Source organism: Bradyrhizobium sp. HKCCYLRH2060, from assembly GCF_051168135.1.
In the GTDB taxonomy this organism is placed as follows: Bacteria; Pseudomonadota; Alphaproteobacteria; order Rhizobiales; family Xanthobacteraceae; genus Bradyrhizobium.
In genome coordinates this window covers 97,384-120,547 of record NZ_JBNPUK010000013.1, presented here as the reverse complement: position 1 = coordinate 120,547, position 23,164 = coordinate 97,384, and the positions used below count along the sequence as shown (strand labels likewise).

Genomic DNA, 23,164 nt, shown 5'->3' with positions numbered 1-23,164 from the left:
CATTCCCGACCTGAGCGCTTCCTTCATGACACAGCAGGAGCAACGGAGAGCGAGCACGAGGAACACCGTTCGAGGTTGAGCGCGGAGAGGTTCGCATTGATTGTGTCGAATCTGAAGCTGCTGCGTTATTGTACGTTGCGGCCCGAGCCTCTTCGGCAGAGGCCCATAGCCATAAGGACAGAGATCACGCGGCCTCGCTTACGGCATGGGGCAACTGCCGGCTCTGCTCAAACCTCGTGACAGGTAGTCCCACCGCAGGCCGTCAGCCTGGCTCGCGAATTCTGTGCAGCGCAGTCACCAAGGCCGCGATCACGCTTATCAACGCGTTCGTACCACGGTCGTTCAAGAACGAATCTCTCTGCGTCATAGTTGAAATCACACCCCAGTCTGCCCACGTGGAGCGCGACGATGGTGCTGGTCGGTGACACCGTCGCACTTAAGGGGAGAACGGTGATCGACACTCCGAAGTTTGGATCCCTTGAAGCCGTCGAATCCGCTAAAGCTCGACAGAGATTCGCAGGCTTGCATCGCATTCGTCAATTCAGCACGAGAATTCAGTGACCACTGCTCTTCGTACGCCCCGTGGCTCAACGCCGCGCAAGAACACATCAGCAAAGCGCTCCGCGTCACCAAAGGTCGCCCTGCGGAAGAAAACATCTGTTGCGACAACAACGAAGGCTCCGATTCGGACCGGCATTTCCTCCTCGTCTCCATTGGGCATGTTGGCGCTGTATCTTACTGCGCAATGGCGTGCTTCGGGCCGAGGCGGACTTGTGTTCCTCGCCGAAAATGAGAGCCGAGCCGAGCTGTTGGGTTCGATCATCCCAGTTATCGAGCCGGCTTGTGATGTGCTCGTCTATCCCCGTTTGAACACGCTTCCGTTCGATCAGCTTGAGCCGTCACGTGATATCGCGGGTCGGCGGAGCTCCGTCTTGAGACGCCTTGCCAGGGCAAAGAAGCCGATCCTGCTGATCACGACGGTGGAGGCCATAATGGAGCTCCTGCCGTTGCCTGCGAGCTGGTCTCGTATCGGATTTCCACTTCGGACCGGGGCCGTCTTTTCCGAGGAAGACCTTGAGGCCCGTCTGAAAGCTCTCGGGTACGACCTGGACGACAGTCCGGATTATCCCGGTGGAGTTTTGTTTCACGGCAACACCTTCGAGATATTCCCTGCCGGCGCGCTCGGACCTTTTAGGATCGAGCATTCCGGAGGGAGAATCCGGCGTATTGCAGCGATCAATCCGATAGACCAGGAGGTGATTTCCGAAGCGAAGGAGCTCCTGATTGACCCGATGTCCGAGCGGCTGGCGTTCACGGGCCGGGCGCGAAGAAGGTCCAGCCTATTGGACTATTGTGCGCGCGCCAAATGGATCGCCGACAGCACCGTGCCCAGGCACGCCGAGACCTGGTTGAGCACGATCGACGATGCGGCCGCCCGCAGTGAGCGTGACCGTGCCTATCTCAGCCGGCGCGAATGGGAGCTGGCGGCGAAGAAGATCACTGTCTTGCCGCCAACCACTCCGTATCGTGCGACGCCAGAGTTCTACAAGGCAGCCTCTCCGCGGAAGGCCCTCCGTGCATTTATCGAGGAAGCCCAGCGCGGCAGCGCACGTGTGCTCTTCGTCGCTGCGGTCGAAGCGGATTTGCGTGTGATGGCCCGGATGAGCGCGATCAAGGCCGAGTGCGTGCCCGATTGGACGCACGCGACCGCAAGGGGCAGGCAGCAGGCCGCATTGCTGGCAGGCTTCGATGCGGGCTTTGTCGTTCCTGGAAAGAAGCCGCTCGTGGTCATCACTGCTGCCGACGTGCTCGGCAGCAGGGCGCACCAGCCGCAACCGACGAACTGGGCGTGGACGCCCGGCTTCGATTCGGGAGATCTCCCCGAACTCGGATCCGTGGTCGTTCATCTGCAACGTGGACTCGCACGCCTTGGCGGCTTGCGATCCATGGGCGCGGGCGATCTTTCGGCGCGCGAGATGGTCAGGTTGGTATTCGCCGGAAACGACGCCGTTCTCGTCCCTCTCGCAGAATTGGCCCTGATCTGGCCCTACGCCGCCGAGCTCGGAGACACCTCGCTGGACAAGGCCGACGGCAGCTCGTGGCGGCCGCGGCGAACGGCTGCCGAGACGGAAATTCACGTGGTCGCAAAGGAGCTGGCCAAGCAGATGAGTCAGCGCCGGCGGCGCCCAGCTCCGAAGCTCGTGCCGCGTCCTGCTGTCTATGAGAAGTTCGTCGCGCGGTTTCCCTATTTCACGACCCCCGATCAGGCGAAGGCCATCCGCGACGTTCTGGATGATCTTGCATCGGGGCACCCGATGGACCGGATCGTCTGTGGAGACGTCGGCTTTGGCAAAACCGAGGTGGCGCTGCGAGCAGCGGCAGCCGCCGTGCTGGCCGGAAAGCAGGTCGCTATCGTCGTGCCGACGACAGTGCTGGCGCGACAGCATGTCGAAACCTTTCGAAAGCGCTTTGCGCCTCTTGGCATCGATGTTGGAAACCTGTCGCGGGTTGCCTCGACCGCCGAAGCGCGAAAGGTCAGGGAGGGCCTCAAGAGCGGAGAACTCAGGATCGTCGTCGGGACCCTCTCGCTCGCATCCAAGGAGGTGAGATTTGCCGACCTTGGTCTGATCATCATTGACGAGGAGCAGCATTTCGGCGCTGCTGAGAAAGCCATGCTGTCGGGCCTCAATAAGAACGGCCATCGGCTCTGGATGAGTGCGACACCGATCCCCCGCACACTTGCAGCGGGCTTGACGGGCTTGCGGGACCTCAGCGTGATCGCAACCCCGCCGGTCCATCGTGTTCCGGTTGCCACCAAGGTGGCACCGCTCTCGGACATAGCTATCGCCGCTGCCCTGGTTCGTGAGCACAGACGTAACGGTCAGAGTTTCGTCATTTGTCCGCGGATCCAGGATCTCGATCCCATGCTCGCCAGGATCCACGCGCTGGCGCCGGAACTACGTATCATGACCATTCACGGCAAGTTGCCAACCGACGAGATCGACGAGAGGTTGATGGGGTTCGTCGAAGGTCGTGCCGATGTACTACTTGCAACCAACATCGTGGAAAGTGGCCTCGACATCCCACGTGCAAATACCATCGTTGTGTGCTGGCCGGAAAAATTCGGCCTGGCACAATTGCATCAGCTCAGGGGGCGAGTAGGACGGGGCGGCATCCGGGCGTTTGCGCATTTCCTGACGGAAGGCGGCTCCGAACGCTCGGAAAAACGGCTTTCCGCTCTTGAGGAATTGAGTCGTCCGGGCGCTGGCTTCGCGATCAGCGCTCGCGACCTCGACCTGCGCGGTGGTGGCGACCTTCGCTCCGATCGACAATCCGGCCACACGCAGGTGTTCGGACCGACGCTTTACGGCCACCTTCTGACGCTTGCCCTGGAGGGAGACCGCGATGGAATGTCCGCGCTCTGGATCCCTGAGTTGAATCTTCCCATCCCTGAGCTGCTTCCCTCGAGCTATGTGCAATCGGAGGCGGTCAGGCTGGAGATCTACGCTCGAGCCGCTCGGTGCCGGAGTGATGACGATCTGGAGGAGCTCGAGGATGAAACGCACCGTCGATTCGGCAAGCTGCCATCCGAGGCCAGCAATTTCTTTGCTGTCGCCAAGCTCAGGGTAAGTTGCAGGCAACGGGGGATCATGCGTCTCGATGTCGGTCCGGATGCAATTGCCGCAACGATGCTCGCAGGGAGGATCAAGAAGTCATGCTCACGGTCGCTGCAGCGCGAGGGCGATCGCGTCGTCTACCCCGGGCGCAGCGATGAACCTGCTTTACGAAGGGTCGAGCAGTTCTTGGATCTGTTGGACGAATGACGAGGGATTCGCCACTCAACTTGAAGCGATGTTGTGTGCCCTTCTCGGGGGCCCCGAAATGAAAGCGATGGCGCTTCACCCTTGGCAAGGACGATTCAGAGAACTCGTGTTGCGGGACACAGAGACGATCGTTCGAGCTGTTCTGAACCGGCTGGTCGGATGCGGTGGATCGTTCAAGTTCAAAGCTGCGCTGGCGACCGACCCAGCCCGGATCCCAACAAACGAATGAGTCAGCGACAGAACCAGCTTCACCTTTTTGCGGCTTTGGTGACCACCGGTCCTCATGATATGCAGAAGGACGCTATGTGGGTTTTGGCCCAATCAGCCCCATCTGAGCGGATGTCGCCGGCTCGTCTGTTCGAGTTCCTGTTGCTGAACGGGTGCACACGTCGACCCGCGCGGTAGCGCGTCCGCGGCGAAACCGGAGACGTGCGCCGGGCGGATAGGCTCGCGCCAGCTGATTGTGCTCGATCCGGTGTTGCATCATGTCCCGTCGGGTCTGGCGCTCGTCGAGCATCAGGACCAGATCCGAGCACGGCTTGGTCGAACACAGCAGCAGAAAGCCGGCTTCAGCGTCCTGAGGGTAGACCGTCAACGCATCGGAGCGGTCCACGGTGCCCGACACCAAGCGCGCGGCGCATGCGAGACACCAGCCCTGCTCGCAGATGTAGGGGGTCTCGATGCCGGCGTCGATCATGCTGTACAGCAGATATTCGTCGGATGCGGCGTCGAATGTGAACGTCCCCTCCGGACGTTCCAGCCGTATGCGAAACCGCCTGGTGCCGCCTTCATTGGTCATGGCCGAGAGCTCCGTCATCGCTCACCACCGGCTGTCGGGCAATGCGACGTCGCCGATGCGGCCGCTGGCGTAGCAGTGCGCGGCCGCGATGATCCGCGCCGCAACCGCCAGCTCGCTTCGATCGCGCGGCGCGTAGACCACGAGGCTCTGCGGTGGCACGGCGCCCGCCATGTAGCGTGCGAACGGATGCACCGTGCCCCAGCCTTTGGCCGCGACCTTCTGCGCCCATTCCGGTCGCAAGGTCAGGTGCAGCGACCCGTCGGGGCGAACGATGAGCCACACCGGCGCGAACACGAAGGCCTCCGGCTGGCCCATGGCATGGATGTCATCGAGCGCGAAGGCGCGGCCTGCGGCGTTCAGCGGCGCCGGTACCTCTTCGACCCCGGCCAGCGCGCATGTGCAGGACACGAGCTGTGCGGCGTATCCGGCGGGCGAGGTGCCGTCGAGCTGGTGGCAGGGCCATGCCGGTGCGAGCCGCGGCGCGCTGCCGGAACGTGTGGCGAGACGACGCAGTCCCGGTGCCATCGCCCAGACGGGTGCAGCACTGCGCAAGCCTGCTCTAGCCGAAGCTGTCATAATGAACCCGCGTGATCGGAACATCGACGGCGCGCAGCAGCGATCTGACCGCGTTCACCATGACCGGCGGGCCGGCGACATAGAACTCGGCCGCCGCGTGATCCAGGACTGCGCTCTGGATGACATCGGTAACGAAGCCGGCCGCATGCGGCCAGTCGGATGGCGCGTGTTCGACCACGGACAGGTAGCGCCCCTGCGGAATGCGCGCGATCGCCGTCTCGAGCATGTCATCGGCGGCGAGATCCGCCGGTGTGCGGGCGCCGTAGATGACATCCACGGGCGATCCGAAATCGAGGCGCGCCTCCGCGGCCTCGCGCAGCATCGCCAGGATCGGCGCGATGCCGGTGCCTCCCGCCACGAACACCTTGCGTCCCTGCTGTCGACGCAGCGTGCAGGCGCCGAATGGCGCCTCGATGGTGATCTGTGCGCCCGAGGCCAAAGCGGCGAGCGCGTTGCTGCCCTTGCCGCCATCGTAGCGCTTGGCAATGAACTGCAGGGCTTTGCTGCCCGGCAGGTTGCACATCGAGTAGCAGCGCCGTAGCCCTTCGCCGAGATGCAGGATCGCATACTGACCGGGCCGGAAGTCGATCGGATCGGCCGTCTCGAAGCTGAACTGGCGGATCTCCGGCGCGAGATCGTCGACGCCGCGCAGGATCGCCTGTTGCTCGACGCATCGCGGCGTCGGCGCGGACCAGTCGCCGGGACCACGCGCGATGGTGACGTCCGAGATCGCGCGGGATTGACAGGCCAGGATGCGGCTGCGTCGCGCGTCGCGCGGATTCATCGCCGGAGCGCCGGGAAAGATCGGATCGACCTGACCGTCGACGAGCGTCACCTTGCAGGCGCCGCAACTGCCCCAGCCGCATTCGTAGGCCAGCGCGATGCCCCGGCGTCGTGCTGCCTGCAGGATGGTGTCATGGTCGGCCGCGTCGATCGCGACGCCGTCGGGCTCGATGCGGAGTTGTCGGGTCATCCACGCCATCCTTCCAGTCCCGGCGGTCGGCGCAGCACGCCGACCGCGCCTGCCAGACTACAAGCCGCAATCCGCGATCAGCCTCGCCTGGGTCGTCATGGTCCGCTCCAGGATCGCCCGTGCACCGTCGGCACCGGGCGCGGTCGAAAGTGCCTCGCTGAGCCCGCGCGCGGCGCGTTCGCCGAGCGGCATCCACTTCGCGACCCACTCCCGCAGCAGAGCCGCGTGCTCCGGGACCTTGCCGGTGGCGTAGCGCACCAGGGCCTTGGTGGTCTCGACCGCATAGGCTTCGTCGTAGTTGCGGAAGTCGTCGTGCAGCAGCGCCAGCAGGTCGTCGTCGTTCGTGCGCGCCAGATCGGCGATCTCGCGATTGAAGACGTGATCGAAGATCGGCCGCAGCACCAGATTGCGGGACACGAACGCCTCGCCCCAATCGTAGGCGATCAGCTGCTTCTCGATCAGCTCGCGCAGGCCCTGCCATTGCGGCGCCTGCGTCCAGACGGTACGGGCAATTCCGCTGTCGGCGAGCTCCTCGCGTCCGGTGTCGAGCGCGAGCGCCTTGGCCAGATAGGCCTGGCGCTGCACCCGGCGCATCTCATTGCCCATCTGGAAGTAGAAAGTGTTGGTCACGAACGCCGACGGCGCCATCTGCGCGACATAGGCCGCGCTCATCTGCATCGCGTGTCCCGGGAAGCGCACCGGCAGATAGGCCTGGCCGAGGAAGTCGAGCCACGGTGCAGACAGCTTACGATAGATGTCCTGGCGCTCGAACTCGTCGATCAGGTTGTCGCAATACACCTCGCGGTCCTTCTGATCGCCGACGTAGCGGCGATAGGTGTAGGTGAGGGGATCGCGATAGCCCTCCCAGTCGTCCAGCGCGAATTTCGAGCCTTCGCGATTGGTGAGGTAGAACTGGTTGATCGACCAGTTCTCGGACAGCTCGAATGGCGCCGGCGCGCGGCGAAAGTGGCTGTGGAACTTGTAGGTGACGGCCTCGTATTCCGACGGCAGCCGGCGCTCGGTCCACAGGCTCCAAGTTTTCTTCTGCTTGCGCGCAGCCGGCTTCGCGGTCATTGCGGTCATGACGTGTCCTCCCGGGATTTGTTATGTGTGGATGGTCCAGACCCACTCGTCGTCCATCGATTCGAGTCGTCCGCCGAACGACACCAGGCTCGGCTCGATCTCGGCGAGCCGGAACGGCCGCCCCAGCGCCGCCTGCATGCTCTTCTGCGTCAGGCGGAAGTTGCGGTCGGCCTGGACGCGGACGTAGCCGCCGCGGTCCTCGATGACGATCTCGACGTCCGGATTGTCCTGCTCGCTCGCCGCGATCACGGCGTCGATGATGTCCTCGTCGGCGCCCCTGATGACGGGGCCGACCAGTTTCGGAGCTGCTGTCGTGGTCATGGGCTTGTCCTATGCGTCCTGCTCGGTCTTGTGACGGAGGCGGCGCAGCCGGCCGTCATTCGGCACGCCAACCAGAATGGCTTCACCGTCTTTCTTCACGGCGTAGCGAAAGAGGCGGCAGTCGCGCGGGTTGAGGCCGCGGCCGTCATCCATGCTGAATTCCCATTCATGGGCCGAACATGTGATGGTGCCGGATTCGAAATCGACCTTGCCGTCCGCCAGCAGGATCTCCTGGTGCGGGCACATGCCCTGGAAGCAGCGCAAGTCGCCGCCGGGCAGATGCATCACGATCACTTCCTCGCCGTCGACCTCGACGCCGATGAAATCGCCTTCCCAAAGATCGTCCAGCGTTGCGACCTGCGTCCATGTCACGTCGGCATCGTCAGACATAGGCCACCTCGATCCAATCCATCGGCGCGATGCCGGATTGCGCCACCGTCATCGCCGACGGCAGCTCGCGACCGTTGTAGTAGACGCATTTTGGTGCCTTCTGCTCGGCGACGCGAAGTCCGACCGCGTGCTGTGCGACCTTGTCTGCCACGATGCTCATGTCGTCGCCGTCGTCGACAGGGATCAGCAGGACGACGAAGTCGCCGCGGAAATTGGCTTGGAGCGGAAACAGGGCCATGTGTGCCTCCCGGATTGTTGTTATGTCGGTGGTCTTTTCGATTGGAGACGTCGCTCGCGAGCGGCGCCCCTTTCCGTGCTGGCCGTCCGTCGCGGCCGGGTCACTCCGCCGCGAGCCGCGACGCGCCATCCCAGGCATAGGCTTGGGCATCGTTGCCGGCGACATCGGGGGTGATGCCCATATATTGCAGGGCGCCTTCCAGGGTCGGTGGCTGGATATGGCCGGCCAGGAAGCGGTCAACGACGGAGAGATGGGTGTCGTAACGTTCGGGCTGGCTCTTCCACACCCATTCGCAGACTTCGCAGCAGAAGTTCAGCTTGCGTCCATTATGCGTGGTGATCCGCGGCGCCTGGCCGATGCTCGGGCTGCAGATCGGGATGTGGCAGCAGTTGCAGACGATCGGCAGCGTCGCCGGATAGGTCTTCTCGATCCGGCCGGTGCGGACATTGTCGCCGATTACATCCCACAGCTTGCCGAATCGATCGTTCCAGCCGGGATACTTCTGCTCGAGCCAGTCGCGCTCGGCGGCGGACACGCCGGCGTCGGGATTCCACCACACCGTCGGCCGCCAGAACCAGACGCCCATGTGATAGGCGTGATGGACCCAGTCCAGCTCCGGCAGGAAGTGCTCTTCCCAGTACCATGGCACGTTCATGCCGAGGTCTTTGAACTGGTCCATGAACTGCCGGCAGATCCAGTCCTGCATGAACTCCTTGAACGACATCGTCCGGCTTTCCAGCGGCGTGTAGTAATCCATGGAGATGCCGGTCAGCAGCGCGAACAGCTTCCACGACCGCCAGAACATCTGGTCGACCATTTTCTGCGCCTCGGCCTTCTTGCCGTTCTGGATCATGATCTTCAGCGTCGGCTCACCCTGCTGCGAATGCCGCGCCTCGTCGGTCTGGATCGAGGAGATCAGCGCACCGAACTCGATGTCGCCGACATGCAGCGCGTCGGAGGCCATGCCGAGGAACTGCAGATTGGTGAAGCCGGTCTCGAACGTAAATGTGAGCTGGATGGCCGTCGACACCGCATCATTGGCGGTGAACATGTCATCGAACAGGCTGCGCGCCGCGATCACGCCCCATTCGTTGGTGTGCATCGCCTTGTGAGCCCAGTCGAATTGCGGGTCCTTTCCGAGCAGGCAATAGGGGAAGTAGATCTGCGCCTGGCCGTGGCGGCATTCGTCGAGCGTCCCGAACGCGGCCATGTTGCGCCAGGCTGCGGCGCGGCCGAACCGTGCCATGCGCGCCTCGCCGATCGAGGCGAAATATTCCGGAACCGGGATCGCGCCGTAATGCGCCTTGATCGCCGACTTCCAGCCGGCGTCGAGATTGTCGTACAGATTGGAGCGCGCGATCGTCGAGCGGATCGAGTAGATGCCGTCGTCCTTGCCGGCCTGGTTGTGGACGTATTCGCGATAGGTCAGCTTGTACGGCTCGTCCCAGACCCACCATTCCTCGCCGTGGATGCCGAAGCTCTTGGATAGCTCCTCTGGAAAGACCTCGTCCTCGCTGACGTAGGAGAAAGCCCAGTTCATGTCGCGGGCCGTGTCGTAATAGTCCCGCCGCTGCAGCTTCGGCATGCGTTGCTCCTCCCGAGCTATGTGATCGCGTTCGTTGCTCTTCGTTGCGGTCCGCTGCCGCCCTTGATGGGCGAACGTTGTGCGGCGCGTGGCGATGGCGTACGAGTCAGGCGGTTGGACCTGATAGATCGTCGCGCGATGTTGTACGATCCAGTGTAGGACGCATTCTTTGGTTTTTCTTTAGGTCGCGGATGCGCACGAACATCGAGCGCATTCGGGCGCGATCGGGAGCGCAGGCGACCGCATTCCTGCTGCTACGCAGGTGACGAGATGATGCAATGCGAAGGGAAGGCGGCGGCGAGGATCGGCGCGGCCGTATCGACCAAGCGGGCCGATCTGTTCAAGCGAGCAGCTCGATGCCCGTCATTGTCCCGCTGCCGATGATGCGTGCGGCGGGATCAAAGACCGGTGCAACTCTCCGGCCGTTCAACGGCCGAGGCCGACGACTTGAAGCACCAGACCGTCGAGCTTATCGGTGATCGAAATCTGGCACGCCAGGCGGCTCTCCGGGCGCACGTCGGCGGCCTCGAATTCGAGCAGGTCGGCCTCGATGTCACCGGCGGGGCCGACACGGTCGAGCCAGGCCTTGTCGACGTGACAATGGCAGGTGGCACAGATGCAGGAGCCGCCGCATTCGCCGATGATGCCGTCGACGCCGTTGCGTTTCGCCGCCTGCATGGCGCTTTCGGTGAGCTCTGCATCGACTGTCCGTACGGTGCCGTCGGGCTCGATGAAGGTGATCCTGGGCATGAATCTTCGGGTCCCTAGATGAACTGCCGGCCGCCGTCGACGATCAGGGTCTGGCCGGTGATGAAGGCCGCGGCGTGTGACGCGAAGAACAGCGCGCCGCCGACCATGTCGTCGACATCGGCCGCGCGCTTCAAGGCGCCGCGGGACACGCCATATTCGGCGGCGTTCTCGATCAGGCCGAGGCTGGCCTCGGTGAGCGTGAAGCCCGGCGCGATGACGTTGACAGTGATCTTGTCGTCGCCGAGCTCGCGCGCCAGCGCACGGGTCATCGCGATGACGGCGCCTTTCGATGAGACGTAGTGAAGCCACATCGGTGATCCGCTCATGACGGTCGCCGACGACACGTTGACGATCGCGCCGCCGCCGGCGCGCCGCATGAGCGGCGCGGCCGCCTTGCTCATCATCCACACGCCCTTGACGTTGACGCGCATGACCTGGTCCCACTCGGCTTCGGGGATCGCCTCGAAGCCGCGACGCGCGAGCCCGGCATAGATCGCGGCATTGTTGACCAGCACGTCGAGGCCGCCCATGCGCGCAAGCGCGAATTGCGCCAGCGCCGCGGTGGACGTCTCGTTGGCAACGTCGACCTCGGCGGCGTGCGCCTTGTGGCCGCGGTCGCGGATCAGCCGCGCGGTGTCCTCGGCGCCGCCGAGACGGATGTCGGCGGCCACGACCTCGGCGCCGGCCGCAGCGAAGGCGAGCGCGAAGCCGCGGCCCAGCCCACCGGCGGCGCCGGTGACGACCACACGTTTCCCATGCAGCTGGAACGCACTCATGCTGAAGCCTCGATGTGCAGCAGATCCGTCATGAAGGCAGACGCTGTGCCCTCGGCGATCAGTGCCTGGGCCATGGTGGTGCCGGCCTCGGTCAGCATCGACGGCAGCACGAAGCTTTCCAGCATCGCGAGCGTCTCCTTCGGCGGCGTATCGAACCAGCCGCCGATCGTCGCGACCCCATGGCCGGTGAAGCGCCACAGCTTGTCGGCGTCCTTCATCAGCGCATCCTCGTGCGAGATCGCCTTCTTGCGGGTGTCGTGGCCGTCGATGATCGCCAGGATGGTCTCCACCTGCAGCCCTGGAATCGCCAGCCGTGCGAACGATTCGGCCGCGATCTTCACGCCCTCGATCTCGTGGGCGCGCTGCAGCTCGGGATATCTGGGATTGGGACCGACGGCGGCGGCGAGCTGCTCGGGCGGGAATTTCTTCCAGCCGACGTCGTGCATGAGGATCGCCGGCAGCACCACGGAGGCGTCCGCTTCGGGATGGATCCGCAACAGCGCCTGGCCGAGACGATAGGAGATCAGCGTATGCTCGTCGTTGGAGCGCACGTCCAGCCACGGCCGCGCCGCAAGCCAGACCGGCCAATCCTGGTCGCGCAGAAAATGCATCACCGCAGCTCCGCGTCGTAGGTGAGATAGATGGTCTTGTATTCGAGATAGTCCTCGATGCCGTAGCGGCCCTTCTCGCGGCCGATCCCGCTCTGCTTCATGCCGCCGAACGGCGCGCGCTGGTTCGAGCGCTGGATGTCGTTGACCCACACGGAGCCGGCTTCGAGGCGCTCGGCCAAGGTCAGTCCTGTCGCCAGGTTGCGCGAGAACACGAAGGCGGCCAGTCCATAGACTGTCGCATTTGCGAGCCGCAGCGCCTCGCTGCGTTCGTCGAATGGGGCGACACCAAGCACAGGACCGAACGTTTCCTCGGTCATGACGAGCGCGGAGGGGGGCGCATCGGCGATCACGGTCGGCGGCAGGAACCAGCCCTTGTCGTAGAGTCCGCCCGTCAACCGGGCACCGCCGGTCAGCACGGTTGCGCCATTGGCACGGGCATCGGCGATCTGCCGCTCGCTGTTGCGGTAGATCTTCTCGTTGACAACAGGTCCGAGTGCGCAATTCGAGGTCAGCCCGTTGCCGACGTCGAGCTGCGCGACCTTGTCGGCGAGCGCAGCGAGAAAGGCCGCGTAGATGGGGCGCTCGACATAGACGCGATTGACGCGGTAGCAGAACTGGCCGGAATTGGCGAACGCGTGACGGGCGATCGCAGCGGCCGCTGCGCCGATATCGGCGTCGGCGCAGACGATGGCCGGGCACTGGCCACCGAGCTCGAGCGTGATCCGCTTCATCGTTCCTGCGGCTGCAGCGGCAATCGCCTTGCCAGCCCGGGTGCCGCCGGTGAACGCAATCTTGCGCGGTGTCGGATGCGCGATCATCTGCATGCCGAGGTCGGGGCCGCGGCCGGTGACGACATTGAAGCAGCCCTCGGCAAAGCCGGCGGCATGGAAGATCTCGGCGAGCCGCAGTGTCGACAGCGGCGTGTCCTCGGCAGGCTTGGCGACGACGGTGCAGCCGGCCATCAGTGCGGCGCCGAGCTTGAAGCAGAGCAGCGTCACCGGATAGTTGAAGGGCGTGATCGCGACGACGACGCCGACCGGCTCGCGGGTGATGACGATCTTTTCGCCGGCCACACCCGTCAGCGGCATCTCGGCGTGCAGGCGCAGGCCTTCCTCGGCGTAGACGTCGAGCAGTTCGGCCGAGCGCTGAATTTCGCTGATGGCTCCCGCCAGCGGACGGCCAAGCTCCCTGGTCAGCAGGCGGCCGACCTCACCGGCACTCTCGCGCATCAGCCGCGCCGCGTTCTTCTGCAGGCGGGCGCGCTCTGCCACGGGCGTCGTTTTCCACGATTGGAATGCGATCTCGGCTGCGTGGATCGCGGCATCGACATCCGCGGGCCCGGCCTCCGGAACGCTGTCGATCGTCTCGCCCGTTGCCGGATCGACGACGTCGAAGGTCGCGCCGCCTTGGGCTGCAACCCTGCGGCCGCCGATGAACATGTCCATGTCCGCGCCCCTCGCTCAGATCAGGTCGAGCATCAGCGCGGCCCGGGTCTCGCCCAACGCCGCCTCGGCCATCAGCCGTCCGGCTTCGGTCTCGAGCACGGCGAGCTGGGTCGTCAGGCGCGACGCATATTGACGTGGCGTCATCTTGAACCAGTCGCAGGCCACCGCGACGCCGGTGGTCGTGTAGCGCCACAGCTTGTCGGCGTCGCGCACGATCCGGTCGTTCAGCGAGCGCGGGTAGGGGCGGGTGTCGTGGCCGTCGATGATCTCGCCGACCGCGACGATGATGTCCTCCGGCCAATCGGCCTGTTCGAGGACTTCGCGCGACATGCGGACGCCTTCGCTTTCGTGGAGAAAGCGCACATCGGACTGCATCATGTTGGGGCCGAAGCCCTTCTCGATGATGTCCTTCATGTCGATCGCGTACCAGCCGATGTCGTGCAGGATGATCGCGAGCGAAACGATGTCCTCGTCCGCGTCCGGATAGTGCACGAGCAGCTTGCGCGCGTAGGCATAGGACAGGGGAATGTGGACGTCGTTCTTGCGCGCGCGCATGTACGGCTCGCTGATGCGCCAGACCTCGTCATAGCGGTTGCCGACATCGGACCTATCGAGCATTGCAATGTTCCATATGCGGAGAGAGGCCGGCGCTGCCGGCCTCTCTCGATTGGGTCAGGACAGGATGGTCACTTCGCCGGTCGAGCCGTTGACGCGCAGCATCTGTCCGTTCTTGATCGAGGAGCTGGCGCGTCCCGTGCCGGTGACGGCGGGCAGGCCGTATTCGCGGCACACGATCGCGGCGTGGGACATCATGCCGCCGATGTCGGTGACGATCGCGTTGATCTTGCCGAAGATCGGCGCCCAGCTCGGCGCGGTGACCGGCGCGACCAGGATCTCGCCCTGCTGGATCTGGCCGAGCTCGTCAGCGGAGCGCACCACGCGGGCGCGGCCCTCGACGAGGCCGGGGGAGGCGGCCATGCCGGACAGCTTGGTGGTGTTGGCAGCGCCATCGAGCCATCGGCCGATGCTCTCCGTGGTGATGCCCCACAGCATGATCGTGAACGGCTCGGTGATGACGTCGGGCGGATTGTTGAGCGCGGGCTGCGGCGGTGTCGTCGCGAGCGCAGCCAGGATTTTCTTCCGCCGCTCGATCTCCGGCGGCCAATAGGTCGGACCGATCGCCGGTGCGCCGACGGCCCAGCCATTGCCGTAGTCGAACAGCGCGTCGCGGACCTCCTGACGATTCAGATAGAACAGGTCGTCGGCGTCCTTCCAGAAGCCGGCATCGCGGAAGATGGCGCCGAGCTCGCGCATCTTGCGCCAGAATACGCTCATCGACCAATGCTCGATGTAGAAATTGTGGTTCTCGACATAGGGAAACACGGTCCGGGCCAGGCCCAGCTTGCCCTCGAAGGCGGCGCGTGCATCGGCGTCCAGCATCTCGGCATATTCGGACGTGATGCGGTCGCGCTCCTTGGCGATGGCCTCCGTCGGCCGGTCGATCTCCTCGCCCCGCTGCACGCGGACGACGTAGTCCCTGACATAGCCGAGCGGGATGTCGAGATGCTCGATCCAGTACTTGTCGGTTGAGTAGAAGCCGTTGCCGGAGGTGAAGTTGAACCAGGGATCCTGCGCCTCGCTCCAGGCCTTCAGCCATTCGCCGCCGTTCGGCGCACGGCCGACCGCGGCCAGCGCCTCGTCGACCGATCCGCTCTTCAGGGCATCGGCGACACCGAGCGTCACGGCGAGCTTGGCGAGCTTCTTCAACTCGTCGTCCGGACGAAACAGGTCGACTTCCACGCCCTGTACCATCTTGGCGATCGCCTGGTCGGGAATGGTGGGGAATTGCCCCTTCATGAAGCTGAAGAAGTCGAGATAGGCCGCGTAGCCGAGATTCAGGAACTCGAAATGATACTGCCAAGTCTTGTAGAGCAGCTGGATCGCCCGGTCATAGGTCTCCATCAGCGCGTAGGTGTTGTCGAGGCCGACTCCCGCCGTGATCCACTCCAGCGGCACGGCTTCGGGCAGCGGCTCGAAGTTGAGCGCCTCGAGATCGGCGATGTTGGCTCGGACCTTCTTGTCCCAGTTCGCCAGCAGGCGATCCCAGTTCTGGAAGTAGTAGCCGGCGCGCTCCATGAAATGCGGCACGCGGCCTGCGATCAGCTCGGGCGCCACCGCCACCGGGCTCATGTAGCAATAGCCATTGTGGATGCGGTATTCGACGCCGTTTGCCGGCGGGATCAGATAGTGCCGCGTATTGTACTGGCCGAGGCACTTGACCGCGAATTCGACCGTGACGGCGTCGAACGGCTTGAACGGGCTCGGCCAGTGCTGCGAGTCGCAGAACCAGAACTTGCCGTCCTCCTTGTCGCGCAGGCTGTTCTGGAACTGGAGATAATAGGGGTAGAGCTTCTCCCAGCCCTCGGCGCCGACCGGCGTCTTCAGGTCATAGGGACTTGGGAATTTCGCATGCGCCGTCATTGTCGTTTCCCCTCGGTTATCTGTTGTTTGTTGTCGTGATGCTCACCGCTTGGCCTGGACCGGGGCCAGCAGCGTTCCAAGTACACCCGCAATCCCGGTCTCGTAGATCGCGGTCGACTGCTTCTTCCTCTGGCTCCAGACGGTCTCCGGCCGGCTCTGCAGCGCGACGAGGTTCTCGTCCTCAGGGAGATCGGCGTCGATCGCCCATTCGACGTCCTGCGGACAGCCCATGCTGCGCTCGAGCGACTTGGCGAGCCTGGCGACGGCGAGCACCTGGGTATTGGACAGGGAAGGCAGGGTGCGACGTTCCGGCGCGATCACGCGCTCGACGGTCCGGCGCTCGGCGCGATCGGCGACGAGCTCGAAATCCTTTTCGGCGATGCGCTGCTTGATGACCTGCAGAAGCACCTTCTCGACGACGAAATTGTCGGGCGTGATTTCGCCGGAGACCACGGGCTCGCCGAGCCCGAAGGCGGAATCGATCACGATCTTGGTACGGTCGCCGTTGATCGGATCCAGCGTCATCGCCACGCCCGCGGCGGCGGCGTTGACCATCTTCTGGACGCCGACCGACATCAGCACGTCGATCTGGCCGAGCCCGTTCTCGGCACGGTAGGAGATCGCGCGCGCGTTGAAGAGACTGGCCCAGCACGCCTTGACCTTCTCGACCACGGCGTCCTCGCCGACCACCCAGAGATAGGTATCCTGCTGGCCGGCGAAGCTGGCGTCGGGCAGGTCCTCGGCGGTCGCCGACGAGCGAACCGCCACCGGCAACTGACCGTCGGGCGACATCCGGCGATACGCCTCGCGGATCGCCTGCTCGACCGCGCCCGGCATCGGCTGCGCCATGATTGCGTCGCGGATCTCGTGCGACAACTTCTCTTCGTCATCGACATCGTCGAGCACGATCCGCGACAGGCGCTCGCTGATCGTCGCCTCGAGTCCGTTGCTTCGAAGATGAAGGGCGTAGGCGTCGGTCGCGACCGCAAATCCCGCGGGAACGCGCACGCCCTGTGCGATCATGCGCGCCAGGCTCGCGCATTTGCCGCCGATGCGCGGGAAGTCGTCCTCGCGTGCGGCTTCGAACGGCACGATGAAGGATGCGGCTGCGTTGGCGCCCATACGTCTGTTCCCCACCTTATGGCCCGGATCGGCTCCGGACTTGTTGTTGCTTGTGAAACGCGGCCAAGTGACGATCGTCGCGTCAGGTCACGTCCCATTCGATCCGAAGCGCCGTCGGCACGCGGAACGAGATGTTGTGAACGAAGTCGATGGTCTGGTCGGCAGCGAGCCGGAGACCAGGAAGCCTGCGGGTGAGCTCGCCGAGCGCGATGGCGAACTCGATGCGGGCCAGCTGCTGGCCGACGCAGGTGTGAATACCGTAGCCGAAGGCCAGATGGCTTCTCGCGTCGGTGCGCCGGACGTCGAAACGGGTCGGCGCGGAGAACACCGCCTCGTCGCGATTGGCGGAGCCGATGAGCAGGAGGATATTGGAATCCTTCGGCACCGGCACGCCGCCGATCTGGGTGTCATTCAGGGCGCGCCGGCGCCAAGCCACGATGGACGGGCTGAAGCGCAAGCATTCCTCGACCGCCTTCGGAATGAGCTGCGGCTCGGCGATGATGGCTTCCCAGTTGTCGCGCCGCTGCAGCAGCTCGCGCATACCGTTGGCCATCAGGGTCGTCGTGGTCTCGTGGCCGGCGAACAGTACGCTGTAGAGAACGCCGGCGATCTCCTCGTCGCTGATCTCGGCGCCGTCCTTCTGCAGTCGGACCAGATCGCCCGGCAGATCGTCGGTCGGATCGTCGTGGCGCTGACGCACCAGCGCGCGGCAGTAGGTCCAGTATTCGACCATCTTGCGCGCATGCACGATCTGCTCGTCGTCGCTGAGGTCGCCCCACGTCAGCAGCGCGCGGCTCACCGCCCAGGACTTCACGCGCGGCACGTCCATATTGGGAATGCCGACCAGCTTGAACAGCACCAGCGCCGGCACATCATAGGCGAACTCGCGGAAGAAGTCGGCATGTCCGCGATCGGCGAAGGCATCGATCGCCTGGTTGACGATCGCCTTGATCTCCGGCTCGATCGCCCTGAACCGGCGCGGCCCGAAGCAGCCCTGGACCAGCTTGCGGATGCGGGTGTGATCGGGCGGTACCCGCGCCGACAGGCCGGAATAGGCGGTGAAGCTGCCCTCGCGCATGATGCGCTTGCCTTCCTCGCACATCGGGCGAAGCGGGGCCTGGGCGTTCTCCGAGGAGAATGTGCGCCAGTCGTCGAACACAGCCTTGATGTCGGCGTGGCGCGCCACCACGAAATATTTCAGCTCGTCGGAGAAGAAGACAGGCGCCTCGGCGCGGGCCCATTCATAGAACGGGAACGGATCGCGCATCTCGAAGGGATCGAAGTCTTTGGCGGCGTCGCTGTAGGGACACCGCGCCAGCTGAGCTGCCGAACCTGGCATGTCGTCCTCCCATTCGCCGCCCTTGGTGGCGACGTTGTCATGGGCTCACTCTAAGCGGCGGCCTTTGGGTTTTCTTTAGCCCTTAACTCTATGACAATTTGAGACAAATCGTCAATTATGCGGGCGGCGGCAGCCCCATGGCGCATGGCCTGGCCGGCAAAGGTCGTGTTGCCGAGCTGGTCGCGAACGAGCGGCCTTACGCCGTGAGCTTGCGGTGCAGCTCCTGAAGCGAGGCGCTCTTCGGCCGGTTGTCGAAATGCTTGAGCGAGTCGAGGTACAGCTTGAACTGGCGGTCGATCGCTTCGCGTCGTCCTTGCGCCTTGAACACCTGCATTGCCTCGGCATGCGCCATCTCGCACAAGGGATCGATCGCCAGCGCCTTCTGGCAATGCGCGAGCGCGGCCGAGTGGTCGTTGCGTTCGAGATAGATCCGTGCCGCGTCGCGTTGCACCTTGAAGAACATGTCGCGCAGCCAATAGCGCTTGCTCCAGCACCAGTCGCGCTCGCCATCGTCGGCGTACTCGACCGGAATGTCCTCGAACAGGTCTCCGGTGTACAGACGGTCCGCCGCCTGCAGACAGATCAGCGCCTCGTCGCTGGCGCCCGCCTTGATGTGACCCTGGGACTGACGGCAGAGCTGTTCGAAGGTTGAGATGTCGAGCCAGCTGCGCTCCGGGGGCACCAGCACGTAGCGCGATCCCTCGCGTCGGACATAGTTGCGCGTCTCGTCGCGTCCGTTGGGCTGGCCGAGCGCCAGCCGCAGATAGCGCACGGTGTGATAGAGGCGGTTACGCGCGGCCTCGATGTCCTCGGCGTTGGGCCAGAGCAGATCCGCAAGCTCGTCGGTGGCTGCGCCATGGCCGCCCTTCTGCAGCAGATAGGCGAACAGGGTCTTGGTCTTGCGGGTCGCTCCGCCGGGCGGGTCCCAGTTCACCTGGCTGCCGTCGTTGCGATAGATCCGCAACCGTCCGAAGCAGCGGATCTTCCAGCGGTCGCGGCTGTCGAGATGAACTGTACTGGGCTCTTCTGCCGATCGCCGCAACAGCCACATGGGGTCGGCGCCTTCGGCTGCGTGCAGCGCGGCCGCCGATGTCCCGATCCGCAACTCCGGCGCGATCGCGCCGAGCCAGAAATCGACCTGCTCACGCAACGCGCCGCGCGTCTGCAGCCGCGACGGCAGCCAATGCGGATTGTCCACCAGTCCGGCGCTGGTGAGGATCTGCGGATGGCCGCGCAGCGCGACGAGCAACTGCTCGTCGATCAGCACCCGGCGGTTATAGAGAGAGGCGATCGAGACCTCGGACTGCTGGGTGAGCGTTTCAGCAAGTGCGGGCCAACCCTCGAAATTGGCCGTCGCCGAGTTGGTCTCGAGGCCCCAGCTCATGTCGACGACGAGCAGGGCGGGGCCGTGTCTGCGGGTCGGCGCCACCCACCTCTCGATTCGGCCTGCGACATCTCGAAACGAGATCGGCACCCGCAGCAACGCCATCTCGACAAAGCTCTTGCCCTCGACGAATCCGCTCTTGTTGATGCGCTTTGCGAGCTTCTCGACCCGCGCGACCGCGTTGACGTCCGCCGCGATCACGAAGATCCGGCACGGCTGTGCGACAGTCTGGTAAAGCTTGAAGAAGTCCGCAAAAAGAAGCTTTTGCTGCGTCGCGAATAGGGCGAGGTTGACAGAACTATTCTTGGTCATGGGTCCTCACCCGCGACAACCCCATTGCCGTCAGCAGACTGGAGGTAGTCTAAGAGCGGCCGCCGGAAGGTTGCAAGGCCCTGTTTCGCGAGCATTCCAGCAAGCTGGCGAGATCCAAAGGCCGTGAAATGCGGCAGCGAAATGAATAGCCTTCAGCGACGATGCATGTTCGGGTTCGAGGGAGGGGGATGCGGATCGAGCAAGCCAGCGGAGCTGATTGTCTCAACGCGAGGCTCCTCTAGACCGGCAGGCGCTCGTGGATTGCCGCTCCATGACCTCTCGGATGAAGGGGGACGCCGCTAGAACTGTCGGGCTGGCAGCGAGTTGATGATTGATGTTCGATGGAGGCCAGCCGCGGGATAGGCTTTATCCCTCAGCTTGTCATATGAGAAGTCTGGCTCCGTTGTCTGCAGCTTGCGAACCATCTCGAAAGAAAGCTCACGGTGTCCATTATGGGCATAGAGAGCTGACAAATATCGCAAGGGTGGAGCAAAGGTCGGAGCAAGAGCATGGCTGGCTTCTGCAAGATGGACGGCCTTGTCCAGTTCTCCCGCCATGGTCCCCGCAATGCAGCTCAGGGCATCGAGCTGAAAACGGAAAGGCGCCGCACCAGCGATCGTACGGGCAAGCAATGTGTGCTGAAAGCCGTCCTCTGGTTTGCCGAGATAGCTCTTTGCGATTCCCAGACAGGCCCAGGCGATCGGGTTGGCGTGGTTCAGTTCGCGCAGCCACCCACGTTCCATCTGCCACCTTCATTCGATGGGACCGAGGGGGCGAACGAAGACCGTGAGTGGTGCGCTCAGTGTTATCGCAGCCGAGTCTGCAGAGCGCAGCATTGAGCGTATTGTCGCCAATCCGGCGACGATAGGCGAAGCGCCAAAGTCGCGGTGGCGAGCATGAAAAACCCGCCTTCATCTCAGCGTTTGTAATCCTTGTCTGCCTGCTTCAGGTGCCGGAAATACGGGGCGGACTCGGCCGGTTCGATTCCACCCACGACTCGCGATACCATGACCTCCGCGAACTTCCATCAAGAATACCGGCAGAGGGGGCGGACGCCAGCGAAGGGCAAATGCGGCTTGTCTTTGATGTTGAGGGGCAAACGGCCGACGGCGGATGCGGGCGAACGGTCCAAATGGTGCCCTGGCCGGAATCGAAGCACCGCGAAGAATGCTGTAACCAAGGCTTCCTGGAAGCACCCGAAGTCGGTACTCACAGCCTTACTCACATGATTTATGAGTCCATAGGCCATTCGGCTCTCTTGATGGAGCCGTCCACGGCGGCTCATCTTCATCAACGTTGTGCAATGAGGATCAATGAGATGCTGTGGTCAGCATACCGGTGGACTTCAACGTCATCAAAGTTGTCTCGCCGGCAACGAATCGATGATCGATGACCGATGCAGGCCGGCCGCAGGATAGGCCTTGTCGCGCAGCTTGTCGTATGAGAAGTCCGGTTCGCTGGCCTGCAATCTCCTCACCATCTCGGAAGAGAGATCGTGCTTGCCTTCGTGCGCATAGAGCGCTGAAAGGTAACGCAAGGGTGGTGCGAAGGTCGGCGCCAGCGCATGACTGGCCTCCGCCAGATGGACGGCCTTATCGAGTTCGCCCGCCATCGTCCCCGCGATACAGCTCAACGCATCCATCTGGTATCTGAATGGTGCAGTTCCGGCGATGGTGCGCGCAAGCAGCGTATGTTGGAAGCCCTCGTCGGGCTTGCCGAGATAGCTCTTGGCGATTCCCAGACACGCCCAGCCGATCGGATTGGCGTGGTTCAATTGGATGCTGCGTTCGGCTAGTTCGTATGCGGCGACGTAGGACCGCCGCATCATGGTCTGAACGTGCGCGCTCAGGCCCGCAACATAAGAATTGTGAGGTTCGAGTTCGAGGGCGCGGTACATGAAGTCGAGGGCCTCGGCTTGCAGTGTCTGACGGCAACTGAATTGTCGTTCCGCAAGTAGAAAGGTTCGCAGATACGCCCGCCAAGCCAGATAGATCCCGCGTGATTCAATATCGAATGCGGCCGCGAAGAGCTTATCGGCCGTCGCAAAGTTGATCTTGCCGAGCCTGAAAAGATGCAGAATCCCCGAATAGCAGAGATCGGAGGCTACCTCGGCATCCGGCCCGCCCGAATGGACCGTGATGAACTGATCGATGGCGACGTTGACGACGAGATTGACGCACCGCATGACATCCGCATCGTTCAAGTCCAGCGCCTGAATGCCGGGTAGCTGCAGCGTGGACGACCACTTCAGGGTATGTTCCGGTCGCTGCGACAATGCGAGGCGGACGATTTGCCTCGTGTGGCCTCCGAACACGTCCGAATGTAGCGAAAGCGTCTTGCGCGGCGCTGCGTCCTTGTCGTCGCAAGCCGGGTCCATCGTATCCCTACAATCGATGACCTCGGCGACGCCGAGTTCCTGTATGGTTTTTGCTACCGAGTCGATCAGGCTGTCCGCGAGCAACGATGCGTCGGACTCTCCAGACTTGGAGTTGCGAACCAGCACGATCCGATTCCGTGGAATCGAACGTCCGCGCACCGGTTCTTCGAGGGCAATGTCCGCAGGGCGATCGGTCCTTGCTTGGCGCGTAGTGCGGCGATCGCTGAAGTTCTGACGTTGCGATCGAAGCCAGTCCTCGAAACCATCTTCGCCAATATCGATGCCTTCCAGGAGTTCGCCGGAGTCGTCCGCTTTTGTGGCAAGATCGAAATCCGTATCAAATAAGGTCGGATCGAGCGCCAGCACATAGCTGTCCGCAAAAAGCACTCCGTGATCGTTTCCAAATGCCTTTCGAATTTCTGACAGGCTTTGGCGAAGGCTTGCCGCGCCCTGCTCCTTGCCTCGACTGCCCCACAGCTTATCCTGGATCCAGACGCGCGATCTCTTGTTTTCAGGCGATAGCGCCAGCATTGCCAGCAGTGCGCATGCCTTCCGTCCCCGCGGCGTGCAATCTTCACCGTTCGAATTGATGATCTTGGGCGGACCAAATAACCGAAGATGCACCTTGGCTGTCGAACTTCGCATGGATCGCTCTTGAGGGTCCTGCCCTGTCTTTCGTAGCCCGCTACCCTCAAAGGTAGCGGAAGACGTTTCTCAACCATGGAGTGAAATCCTGCGGCAAACACCTGTCAACGTGAAATATGCGTGAAATTGCGTT

General features: G+C 63.5%; 20 protein-coding genes. 1 reads left to right on the top strand and 19 read right to left on the bottom strand.

The genetic code is table 11. The features are described from left to right. The first annotated feature begins 719 nt into the window (after positions 1-719). Positions 720-3,824, top strand: a complete 3,105-nt coding sequence (locus ACQR10_RS24110) for a DEAD/DEAH box helicase (protein ID WP_316218070.1) — start codon at positions 720-722, stop codon at positions 3,822-3,824. Positions 3,825-4,125: 301 nt separating this feature from the next. Here the strand turns inward: ACQR10_RS24110 and ACQR10_RS24105 are convergent, their stop codons facing one another. From ACQR10_RS24105 to ACQR10_RS24015, 19 genes are all read right to left on the bottom strand, one after another. Next, positions 4,126-4,623, bottom strand: a complete 498-nt coding sequence (locus ACQR10_RS24105; RefSeq protein WP_316218022.1) for a 2Fe-2S iron-sulfur cluster binding domain-containing protein — start codon at positions 4,621-4,623, stop codon at positions 4,126-4,128. A gap of 21 nt (positions 4,624-4,644) precedes the next feature. Beyond that, positions 4,645-5,175, bottom strand: a complete 531-nt coding sequence (locus ACQR10_RS24100) for a luciferase family protein (protein ID WP_316218021.1) — start codon at positions 5,173-5,175, stop codon at positions 4,645-4,647. Positions 5,176-5,182: 7 nt separating this feature from the next. Continuing rightward, positions 5,183-6,172 (bottom strand): 2Fe-2S iron-sulfur cluster binding domain-containing protein, encoded by a 990-nt coding sequence (locus ACQR10_RS24095; RefSeq protein ID WP_316218020.1) that lies wholly within the window; start codon positions 6,170-6,172, stop codon positions 5,183-5,185. A gap of 57 nt (positions 6,173-6,229) precedes the next feature. Beyond that, positions 6,230-7,255 (bottom strand): aromatic/alkene monooxygenase hydroxylase subunit beta, encoded by a 1,026-nt coding sequence (locus ACQR10_RS24090; RefSeq protein ID WP_316218019.1) that lies wholly within the window; start codon positions 7,253-7,255, stop codon positions 6,230-6,232. 21 nt (positions 7,256-7,276) lie between these two features. Beyond that, entirely contained in the window at positions 7,277-7,576 is a 300-nt protein-coding gene (locus tag ACQR10_RS24085; protein WP_434912096.1) for an MmoB/DmpM family protein, read from the bottom strand. A 9-nt stretch (positions 7,577-7,585) separates the two neighbouring features. Further along, entirely contained in the window at positions 7,586-7,966 is a 381-nt protein-coding gene (locus ACQR10_RS24080) for a Rieske 2Fe-2S domain-containing protein (protein WP_316181163.1), read from the bottom strand. Further along, complete coding sequence (locus tag ACQR10_RS24075; RefSeq protein ID WP_316181165.1) at positions 7,959-8,204, bottom strand: toluene-4-monooxygenase system B family protein; 246 nt, start codon at positions 8,202-8,204, stop codon at positions 7,959-7,961. Before ACQR10_RS24075 ends, ACQR10_RS24080 begins: the two co-directional genes overlap by 8 nt. A 100-nt stretch (positions 8,205-8,304) precedes the next feature. After that, entirely contained in the window at positions 8,305-9,789 is a 1,485-nt protein-coding gene (locus tag ACQR10_RS24070) for an aromatic/alkene/methane monooxygenase hydroxylase/oxygenase subunit alpha (RefSeq protein WP_316181166.1), read from the bottom strand. A gap of 426 nt (positions 9,790-10,215) precedes the next feature. Beyond that, positions 10,216-10,539, bottom strand: coding sequence for a 2Fe-2S iron-sulfur cluster-binding protein (locus ACQR10_RS24065; RefSeq protein ID WP_315804573.1), 324 nt, complete (start codon positions 10,537-10,539; stop codon positions 10,216-10,218). A gap of 14 nt (positions 10,540-10,553) precedes the next feature. After that, complete coding sequence (locus ACQR10_RS24060; protein WP_316218018.1) at positions 10,554-11,315, bottom strand: SDR family NAD(P)-dependent oxidoreductase; 762 nt, start codon at positions 11,313-11,315, stop codon at positions 10,554-10,556. Beyond that, entirely contained in the window at positions 11,312-11,926 is a 615-nt protein-coding gene (locus ACQR10_RS24055; RefSeq protein ID WP_315804571.1) for an HD domain-containing protein, read from the bottom strand. The genes ACQR10_RS24060 and ACQR10_RS24055 overlap by 4 nt, the downstream gene beginning before the upstream one ends. Beyond that, positions 11,926-13,371, bottom strand: a complete 1,446-nt coding sequence (locus ACQR10_RS24050) for an aldehyde dehydrogenase family protein (protein WP_316218017.1) — start codon at positions 13,369-13,371, stop codon at positions 11,926-11,928. The genes ACQR10_RS24055 and ACQR10_RS24050 overlap by 1 nt, the downstream gene beginning before the upstream one ends. A gap of 15 nt (positions 13,372-13,386) precedes the next feature. Beyond that, on the bottom strand, positions 13,387-13,989 hold the full coding sequence (locus ACQR10_RS24045) for an HD domain-containing protein (RefSeq protein WP_316218016.1): 603 nt from the start codon (positions 13,987-13,989) through the stop codon (positions 13,387-13,389). Positions 13,990-14,043: 54 nt separating this feature from the next. Beyond that, positions 14,044-15,852 carry a PEP-utilizing enzyme gene (locus tag ACQR10_RS24040; RefSeq protein ID WP_316218015.1) on the bottom strand — a complete coding sequence of 603 codons (1,809 nt, stop codon included), beginning with the start codon at positions 15,850-15,852 and terminating at the stop codon, positions 14,044-14,046. Positions 15,853-15,894: 42 nt separating this feature from the next. After that, the gene (locus tag ACQR10_RS24035; protein ID WP_316218014.1) at positions 15,895-16,974 is read right to left on the bottom strand and encodes a PEP/pyruvate-binding domain-containing protein; all 1,080 of its coding nucleotides are present in this window, start codon (positions 16,972-16,974) and stop codon (positions 15,895-15,897) included. A gap of 82 nt (positions 16,975-17,056) precedes the next feature. Further along, positions 17,057-18,313 (bottom strand): cytochrome P450, encoded by a 1,257-nt coding sequence (locus ACQR10_RS24030; RefSeq protein WP_316218013.1) that lies wholly within the window; start codon positions 18,311-18,313, stop codon positions 17,057-17,059. 196 nt (positions 18,314-18,509) lie between these two features. Continuing rightward, positions 18,510-20,009 carry an AfsR/SARP family transcriptional regulator gene (locus tag ACQR10_RS24025; protein WP_315804565.1) on the bottom strand — a complete coding sequence of 500 codons (1,500 nt, stop codon included), beginning with the start codon at positions 20,007-20,009 and terminating at the stop codon, positions 18,510-18,512. Between the two features lie 299 nt (positions 20,010-20,308). Then, positions 20,309-20,752 (bottom strand): hypothetical protein, encoded by a 444-nt coding sequence (locus tag ACQR10_RS24020; protein ID WP_315804564.1) that lies wholly within the window; start codon positions 20,750-20,752, stop codon positions 20,309-20,311. Positions 20,753-21,363: 611 nt separating this feature from the next. Beyond that, entirely contained in the window at positions 21,364-23,031 is a 1,668-nt protein-coding gene (locus ACQR10_RS24015; RefSeq protein WP_316218012.1) for a hypothetical protein, read from the bottom strand. Positions 23,032-23,164: the final 133 nt, after the last annotated feature.